The organism is Stenotrophomonas lacuserhaii, from assembly GCF_014836545.1.
In the GTDB taxonomy this organism is placed as follows: domain Bacteria; phylum Pseudomonadota; class Gammaproteobacteria; order Xanthomonadales; family Xanthomonadaceae; genus Stenotrophomonas; species Stenotrophomonas lacuserhaii.
This window is the reverse complement of record NZ_JACSQS010000033.1, coordinates 1-8,428: the sequence shown is the minus strand read 5'-3', so window position 1 is coordinate 8,428 and position 8,428 is coordinate 1. Positions and strand designations below refer to the sequence as shown.

Here is an 8,428-nt window from a genome sequence, read left to right as displayed (position 1 = left end):
TGGGGCTGGGCGGGGGCGTTGAGCGCCATGGATGGCGCGAAACGAGGCCCGCAGGAGCGGCTCTTGCCGTCCCCCGCCCAGTCCCACCGCCCAGCCCTGGCAGGTAGCCAGCCGTCAGCCCGCCTACCCGCCGGCTATGACTCGCGCAATGCCAGCGCCGGCGGCGTATGCAGGATCCGCCGCGTGCCCCACCATCCGGCGAACACACTCAGCGCCACCCCGCACGCACCACCGGCCAACAATCCGGGCCATGGCGGCGACAGCGCCAGTTCGAACACCTGCCGCGACACCACTACCCCGATGACCGCCGCTGCACCGACCGCCAGGATCGCCGCCAGCAGTCCCAACGCGCCGAACTCCACCAGCACCGCACCGCGGAGCTGGCGCCGCGTGGCCCCCAGCGTGCGCAGCACCGCGCTGTCATAGCGCCGCTCGCCAGCGGTCGACTGCAGCGCCGCCAGCAGCACCAGCACGCCAGCCAGCAGGCTGAAGCCCATCACCACCTGGATGGCCTGCGCGACCCGGTCCATCACCTGCCGCACCTCGCTGATCAGTCCATCGATATCCAGCAGCGACAGATTCGGCTGCTCGCGTACCAGCTGACCCAGTCCGGCCGCCTTGGCGCGCGGCAGATGGAAGGCCGAGATCAGGTTGTGCGGGGCATCGCCTACCGCGTTGGCGTTGACCAGCACGAAGAAGTTGACCCGGAAGCTGTTCCACTCGGCCTTGCGGATGCTGGTGATGGTGTAGTCACGCTGCTGCTCGCCGACCTGCAGTCTCACCCGGTCACCCAGCTTGGCGCCGTAACGGCTGGCCCAGCCTTCTTCCACCGAGGCCTCGGCGGCGGTGCTGTCGGCGGCCCAGAAACGGCCCTGCAGCAGCTGGTTGGCCGGCGGGAAGGTGGTGCGCCAGCTGAAGTTCAGCGGCCGGTCGCGGTCGTTGTCCGCAGCCCCTGCCGGCTGCGTGCCGTTGTCCTGCGCCGCGTCCTGGTCATCGCCCCGCCGACGCGGTGCGTCACCGTTCAATGCCAGCAGGCGACCGGTGGCGAACGGCTCCACGCTGGCATCCACCGCACCCTGCGCGGTCAGCGCATCCAGCACGATCTGGCGCTGGTCCGGCTGGATGTTCATCAGGAAATAGTTCGGTGTATCGGCCGGCAGGCGGTCGCGCCACTGCTGCAGCAGGCCCGGACCGACCACGGCCAGCATCAACAGCGAACACAGCGACAACGAGAGCCCGACCAGCTGCATCACCGCCAGCGCGCGGCGGCGGGTCAATGCGGCCAGGCCGAGGCGCCAGTTGCCGTGCAGGCGATGCTGCAGGCCGCGCACCAGCATCAGCAGGGCAAAGCCCCCACCGGCGGCGAGCAGCGCCAGCGCGGCCAGTCCGCCCAGCACCCACAAGGCCAGCTTGAGGTCGCCGGTGACCTGCACGGTCAGCGCCAGGCTGGCCAGCAGGGCGCCGGCATACACCAGCAGCGAGGCCGGTGGCAGGGTCGCGAAACTGCGGTTGAGCACGCGCATCGGCGGCACGTTGCGCAGCCGCAGCAGCGGCGGCAGGCCGAAGCCGAGCAGCAGCAGCAGACCGATGCCGGCCCCGGTCAGTGCCGGCAGCGCCTGCGGTAGGGGCAGCCGCTGCGGCACCAGCCCGCCGAGGATCTGCACCAGCCCTTCCTGCGCCGCCATGCCCACCAGTACACCGACCACGCAGGCCGGGATCGCCATCAACAACAGCTGCAGCGCCAGGCTGCCAAGGATGTCGCGCTGGCGCGCCCCCAGGCAGCGCAATACGGCAACCTGGTCGATGCGGCTCAGCGCGAAACGGTTGGCCGCCAGCGCGGTGGCGACGCCGGACAACAGCACCGCCAGCAAGGCGCTCAGGCCGAGGAAACGCCCGGCCAGCTGGAACGACTCACGTACCCCGCGCTGGGTATCGCCCACGCCGAGCAGGCGCAGTCCCTGCACGCGCGGTTGCAGCCACTGGCGGAACTGGGCGATGGCCTCCGGCTCGCCGACGAACATCGTGCGGTAGCTGATGCGGCTGCCCGGATCGAGCAGGCCGGTGCCTTCCACGTCGGCGCGGTTGACCAGCAGGGTGGGCGACAGGGTCAGCAGTTCACTGGAGGTATCTGGTTCGGATTCGATGCTGCCGGCCACCTTCAAGGTGCCTGCGCCGAACTCCAGTTCATCGCCGATGCGCAGGTCCAGGGCCTGCAGCAGGCGTGGATCGGCGAACGCTTCGCCGCGTGCCGGTGCAGCGGCGGCCTCGTTCAACACAGCATCGGCGCCGGTCCGCACACGCAGTTGGCCGCGCAGCGGGTAACCGGCTTCCACCGCCTTGATGGTGGCCATCTGGCTGGCTTCGCCATGGAACAGCACGCTGCCGAAGGCGGCGATGCGGGTGTTCTGCAGTCCGCGCCGGGTGCCTTCGCCGACCAGTTCGGCCGGCGCTTCGGCGCGCCCGCTGATGCCGAGATCACCGCCCAGCATCTCCGCGGTGCTGTTGGCCAGCGCCAGGTTGACCCGGTCCACCAGCGTGCCGACCGCAGTCATCACCGCCACGCCCAGCACCAGGGCGGCAAACACGGTCAGCAGGTCGCCGGCCAGCGCTTCGCGGCGCAGCGAACGCAGCGCGTGGCGCAGCAGGTTCATGCGTCCGCCCCGTGCGTGACCTGCTGCAGGCGGCCGTTGTCGATGCGATGGATGAACTGGCAGCGCTGCGCCAGGCGCAGGTCGTGGGTGACCAGCACCAAGGTGGTGGCGCTGTCGGCATTCAAGGCGAACAGCAGGTCGCTGATGTGCTGGCCGGTGGCCTGGTCCAGCGAGCCGGTTGGTTCATCGGCGAACAGGATGCGCGGGCGCGCCACGAAGGCGCGTGCCAGCGCCACGCGCTGCTGTTCGCCACCGGACAGCTGGCGCGGGTAGTGCCGCGCGCGGTGCGCCAGGCCCACCGCTTCGAGCACCTGCTCGACCCGGGCAGGATCCTCGCGCCCGGCCAGTTCCAGCGGCAGGGCGATGTTCTCCGCCGCGGTCAGCGCCGGCAGCAGGTGGAAGCTCTGGAACACGAAGCCGACCTCGCGCGCGCGCAGCTGGGCGCGGGCTTCTTCGTCCAGGCTGCCGAGCACGCTGCCGGCCAGGGTGATGCTGCCGCGGCTGGGCAGGTCCAGCCCGGCCAGCAGGCCTAGCAGGGTGGTCTTGCCCGAACCGGAGGCGCCGACGATGGCAACCGAGGTGCCTTCATGTACCGTCATGCTGATGTTGTCCAGTATGTGGACTTCACCCTCCGGGCCATGCACGGATTTGCCGACCTGGTCGACGGCGATGGCGACGGGCGCGCTGCGGGGGGACAGGCTGTCGATGAGGAGGCTCCAATGCGCGTTACAGGAAAAGGCCGGAACATCGGCCGGATGGGAATGCTGCTGGCATGGTTGCTGCTGTTGCCGGTGCTGGCGTGTGCCAAAGGTCAAGCAACCACCGTGCTGGTGCTCGGCGACAGCCTCAGTGCCGCCCACAATATCCCGGCCGGCACCGGCTGGGTGGACCTGCTGGGCAAGCGGCTCAGCACCCGTTCGGGCTCGCCGGCACGGGTGGTCAATGCCAGCATGAGCGGGGAAACCACCGCCGGGGCGGCGACCCGCCTGCCGGGACTGCTGGCGCGGGAGAAGCCTGGCGTGGTGGTCATCGCGCTGGGCGGCAACGATGCGCTGCGCGGGCTGACCCCTGCCCAGATCCGCACCAACCTGGAGAAGATGATCGTGGCCAGCCAGCAGGGCGGCGCCAAGGTGCTGATGCTCGGCATCGATGTCCCGCCGAACTATGGTCCGGCGTACCGGCAGCGCCTGGCCGCGGTGTATCGCGCGCTGGCTGATCAGTACAAGGTGCCCTTGCTGCCGTTCCTGCTGGAGGGTGTCGCGCTGCAGCCGGGAATGATGCAGTCAGACGGACTGCACCCCACCGCCAGCGCCCAGCCGAAGGTGCTTTCCAACGTCTGGCCGCTGCTGCAGCCGCTGCTCTGAAGCGTTCAGTGAGCGTCTGCGTCCACTTCACGCGGCGTGCACCGTCGATCCGGCATGTTTCACAAAGCTGAAGTTAGAGGGAAGACCATGCGTCAGACGAAGGAAACCTCCGGCCTTGTTCTGGTCGTCGAGGACAACCGCAATATCTCCGAGATGATCGGTGAGTATCTGGAAGGTCGTGGTTTCGAGGTCGACTATGCCCAGGACGGCTTGGACGGTTATCGTCTGGCGGCCGAAAACAGCTACGACGTGGTCGTGCTGGACCTGATGCTGCCGCGCCTGGACGGCATCGAAGTCTGCCGCCGCCTGCGCAATGACGCCCGCAAGTCCACGCCGGTGCTGATGCTGACCGCGCGCGATACGCTGGATGACAAGCTCACCGGCCTGGGCTTTGGCGCCGATGACTACCTGACCAAGCCGTTCGCCATCCAGGAACTGGAAGCACGCCTGCGTGCCCTGATTCGTCGTGAGCGCCGGCAGGTGGGTTCGGAAGTGCTGAAGGTCGCCGACCTGGTGCTGGACCCGGTCAGCATGCGCGCCACCCGCGCCGGCACTGAACTGCAGCTTTCGCCGATCGGCCTGCGCCTGCTGACCATCCTGATGCGCGAATCGCCGCGCGTGGTCACCCGGCAGGAGATCGAACGCGAGATCTGGGGCAACGGGCTGCCGGATTCGGACACCCTGCGCAGCCATCTGTACAACCTGCGCAAGATCATCGACAAGCCGTTCGACCGCCCGCTGCTGCATACCGTGCAGAGTGCTGGCTACCGCATCGCCGATATCGCCCAGCCGATGGGCTGACATCGCCGTCATGATCCCTGTGCAGGCCGCCAACGGCCCCTGCACGGGGGGCTGACGCACCCGCTGCCTATACTCGGCGCGGCCATCTTCTGTAGTGACCTCGCCTGATGCCGCACGGCCTGCCGCGCAAGATACGTATCGCTTTCATCCTGCAGGCCATGCTGGCCAGCCTCGGCATCCTGCTTGGTGCGTGGCTGGTGTCGCTGGTGATCAAGCACAGCCTGGTCAGTGCTGCGCTGCGCGAGGAAGCGGCGTACTTCTGGACGCTGCACGAGGCCTCGCCGACCCAGCCCCCGCCCAATACCCAGAACATCCGCGGCTACCTGGTGGAAACCGGGCGCTCCAGTCTTTCGTTGCCGGCCAACCTGCGCGAACTGCCGGCCGGCTTCCATGAGCTGCGCCGCGACGACCAGCTGGTCTGGGTGGACGTGCGTCCGGAGGGGCGGCTGTACCTGGTGTTCCTGCGCTCACGTGCGGAGTTGCTGGCGTTCTGGTTCGGCATCGTGCCGGTGCTGTTGACCCTGCTGGCGGTGTATGGCGCCAGCTGGGTTACCTACCGCGCTTCCAAACGGCTGGTGTCGCCGGTGAACTGGCTTGCGCGCCGGGTATCGCGCTGGGATCCGGCCAAGCCGCAGGCCAGCGACCTGGATCCGCAGAAGCTGCCCGCCGACATGCAGGGGGAGACGCGGCAGCTGGCCGCCGCCTTGCATTCGCTGGCCAACCGGGTCACCGAGAACGTCGCCCGCGAGCGCAACTTCACCCGCGATGCCAGCCATGAGCTGCGTACCCCGTTGACCGTGATCCGGGTTGCCAGTGACATGGCGCTGGCCGATGAAACCGCGTCGCCGCGCCAGCAGCGCAGCCTGCAGCGCATCCAGCGCGCCGGTCGCGAGATGGAGGCGGTGATCGACGCCTTCCTGATCCTGGCGCGCGAAGCCGATGTCGAGCCGCAGATGGAGATGTTCGACGTGGTCGAGGTGGTGCGCCACGAGGTGGACACCGCCACCGAACTGATGGCCGATCGCCCGGTGCACGTGGAGCTGCATTGCAGTGGCGTGGTCGAGCTGCACGGCCCGCCGCGGGTGCTGCAGGTGGTGATCAGCAACCTGGTGCGCAACGCCTGCAACTACACCGACGAAGGCCGCGTGGACGTGTTCGTCGAACACGATCGGGTGCGCGTGCACGATACCGGCATCGGCATGTCACCCGAAGCGCTGGAAAAGGCGTTCGAGCCGTTCTACCGTGCCGAGCCGGACCGCCCGCAGGGCACCGGGCTGGGCCTGTCGATCGTGCGCCGTCTGTGCGACCGCTTCGGCTGGAAGGTCACCCTGACCAGCCAGCCGGGCAAGGGCACCGAGGCCACCGTCATCTTCCGCTGAGCCCGGATGCGGAACGCATGACGGCCAGCGGCCGTCACTACTCAATCACAGCTGACCTTCGGCGCCAGCGCCTTCTTCCAGATCGCATACCCGGCCGGCGTCATGTGCAGCATGTCCTCGCGGAACAGCGATGGATCGGGTTGCCCGTCGCGGCCCAGCATCGGCGTGTAGATGTCGGTGTAGCCAGTCCTGGGCAGGGCGGCCAGCGCGCTGCGGATCATCGTGTTGGCTTCGATGATGCCCGGCAGCAGGTGTGCACGCGATGGGCTCGGCTTGATCGAAATGTACTCCACCGTCGTCGAGGGCAGGTCGCGGTGCACTCGGGCCACGAAGGCGACCACGTCGTCGCGGACCTGGGCCGGCGTGCGGCCACTGTTGAGATCGTTGTCGCCGGCATACAGGAACACCTTGCAGGGGGCGTAGGGCACCACGATGCGGTCGGCGTACCAGGTGCTGTCGCGCACTTCCGACCCGCCGAAACCGCGGTTGAACACCGGTTTGCCCGGGAAATCGGCGGCCAGGCTGTCCCACATGCGGATAGAGGAACTGCCGACGAATTCGATGCCCTCGCGCGGCGGCGGGCTGACCTGGTCGGCCTTGGCGAAGGCAGCCATGTCACCGGCCCAGGCCACGTTGGACACTTCTTCGGGCACCTGCGCGGGCCGCGGCGGCGACAGCGCGTGGGCGAAGCCGACGGTGGACAGGCCGAGGGCGAGGGCGAGCAGCAGCGGGCGGCGTGGCAGGTTCATAAAAAACTCCAACAAGGTGCAGCGTTTGATCATAACGGGGCGGGAGCGCCGCTGCCGGCCGCGGCGGGATGGCAGGCATGGCCTTATGGCAAAATAGGCCCCTGCTGCCCACCCTGGCCTTACATGATCGTCCGCTTCCTGTCCCTGCGGTTGCTTCGTTGCGACCTGATCGCCTGCGATCCCGCCGGAGCACGCTCCCATGGCTGACCAGTTCGGCCACATGCCGCGTGGACCGCGTCGCATCCTGCAGGCCGCGCGCTGGTCCTGGCAGGGCCTGCGCGCGGCCTGGCTGCACGAATCCTCGTTCCGGCTGGAAGCCTGGCTGCTGCTGCTGTTCACCCCGGTGGCGCTGTGGCTGGGTGACAGTGCGATCGAACGCATCCTGATGATCGGCTCGATGCTGCTGGTGCTGGCCACCGAGCTGCTGAATTCGGCCATCGAGGCCGTGATCGAACGCTACGGTCCGGAGATCCACGAACTGGCCGGTCGTGCCAAGGACATGGGCTCGGCCGCGGTGTTCGTGCTGATGATGAATGTGCTGCTGTGCTGGGGGCTGATCCTGGTCCCCCGCTTGTTCTGACTCCCTTTCCCGACTTACTGCGAAGACCCCCATGCCCTTTGTTGAACTGCTCTCCGATCCGAATGTCTGGCTGACCCTGCTCACGCTGAGTGCGCTGGAAATCGTGCTCGGCATCGACAACCTGGTGTTCATTTCCATCGCGGTCAGCAAGCTGCCCGAAGCGCGCCGTCCGTTCGCGCGCAAGCTGGGCATCGCGGTGGCCTGCATCACCCGCATCCTGCTGCTGGTGTCGCTGGCTTACCTGGCGCACATGCAGGCCAACCTCTTCACCGTGGCCGGCATGGGCATTTCCATCCGTGACCTGGTGCTGATCCTCGGCGGCCTGTTCCTGATCATCAAGGGCGGCATGGAAATCCGCGAGCTGATCACTGGCGGTGAGGACGAAGATCCGACCACCACCAAGGCCTCGGCGGTGTTCGGCATGGTGATCCTGCAGATCGCGATCATCGACATCGTGTTCTCGCTGGACTCGGTCATCACCGCCGTCGGCATTGCCGACCACGTGCCGGTGATGGTGGCGGCGATCCTGCTGTCGGTGGCGGTGATGCTGCTGGCGGCCAACCCGCTGGGCCGCTTCATCGACGCCAACCCGACGGTGAAGATGCTGGCGCTGGCCTTCATCCTGCTGATCGGCGCGGTGCTGATCCTGGATGGCCTGGACGTGCACGTGCCCAAGCCGTACATCTATGCGGCGATGGGGTTCTCGGTGCTGGTGGAGTGGCTGAACCTGCTGATGCGGCGCCGTGCGGTGGCCCATCACGTGCCGGGTGCCGGCAACTGGTGATCGGGTGGGGTTGCCGGGCCTGCGGCCCGGCTGCCCGCTTTTGAAGCAACGTCAACGTCAACGTCCAGAGCTGCAGGGCTGAGGGTTGGCGGGGGGGGGGGGGGGGGTGGGGGGGGGGGG

General features: G+C 68.1%; 8 protein-coding genes. 5 read left to right on the top strand and 3 right to left on the bottom strand.

The features are described 5' to 3' along the window. Nucleotides 1-134: 134 nt before the first annotated feature. On the bottom strand, nt 135-2,651 hold the full coding sequence (locus H9654_RS17620) for an ABC transporter permease (RefSeq protein WP_191771984.1): 2,517 nt from the start codon (nt 2,649-2,651) through the stop codon (nt 135-137). Further along, complete coding sequence (locus H9654_RS17615) at nt 2,648-3,295, bottom strand: ABC transporter ATP-binding protein (protein WP_182657041.1); 648 nt, start codon at nt 3,293-3,295, stop codon at nt 2,648-2,650. Before H9654_RS17615 ends, H9654_RS17620 begins: the two co-directional genes overlap by 4 nt. A gap of 75 nt (nt 3,296-3,370) precedes the next feature. On the opposite strand from H9654_RS17615, the gene H9654_RS17610 reads away from it, so the two are divergent. The 3 genes from H9654_RS17610 (at nt 3,371) to H9654_RS17600 (ending at nt 6,195) form a co-directional block, all read left to right on the top strand. After that, nucleotides 3,371-4,015 carry an arylesterase gene (locus H9654_RS17610; protein ID WP_191771983.1) on the top strand — a complete coding sequence of 215 codons (645 nt, stop codon included), beginning with the start codon at nt 3,371-3,373 and terminating at the stop codon, nt 4,013-4,015. An 87-nt stretch (nt 4,016-4,102) separates the two neighbouring features. After that, nucleotides 4,103-4,816, top strand: coding sequence for a response regulator transcription factor (locus H9654_RS17605; RefSeq protein ID WP_042613699.1), 714 nt, complete (start codon nt 4,103-4,105; stop codon nt 4,814-4,816). Nucleotides 4,817-4,923: 107 nt separating this feature from the next. Further along, nucleotides 4,924-6,195 (top strand): sensor histidine kinase, encoded by a 1,272-nt coding sequence (locus H9654_RS17600; protein WP_191771982.1) that lies wholly within the window; start codon nt 4,924-4,926, stop codon nt 6,193-6,195. Nucleotides 6,196-6,236: 41 nt separating this feature from the next. On the opposite strand, the gene H9654_RS17595 is transcribed toward H9654_RS17600, so the two are convergent. Continuing rightward, on the bottom strand, nt 6,237-6,944 hold the full coding sequence (locus H9654_RS17595; protein WP_406833498.1) for an SGNH/GDSL hydrolase family protein: 708 nt from the start codon (nt 6,942-6,944) through the stop codon (nt 6,237-6,239). Between the two features lie 199 nt (nt 6,945-7,143). Here H9654_RS17595 and H9654_RS17590 point away from each other — a divergent pair, with 199 nt between their 5' ends. Both H9654_RS17590 and H9654_RS17585 read left to right on the top strand, forming a co-directional pair. Continuing rightward, nucleotides 7,144-7,524 (top strand): diacylglycerol kinase, encoded by a 381-nt coding sequence (locus H9654_RS17590; RefSeq protein ID WP_042613702.1) that lies wholly within the window; start codon nt 7,144-7,146, stop codon nt 7,522-7,524. A gap of 31 nt (nt 7,525-7,555) precedes the next feature. Continuing rightward, entirely contained in the window at nt 7,556-8,308 is a 753-nt protein-coding gene (locus tag H9654_RS17585) for a TerC family protein (protein WP_042613703.1), read from the top strand. Nucleotides 8,309-8,428 lie beyond the last annotated feature (120 nt).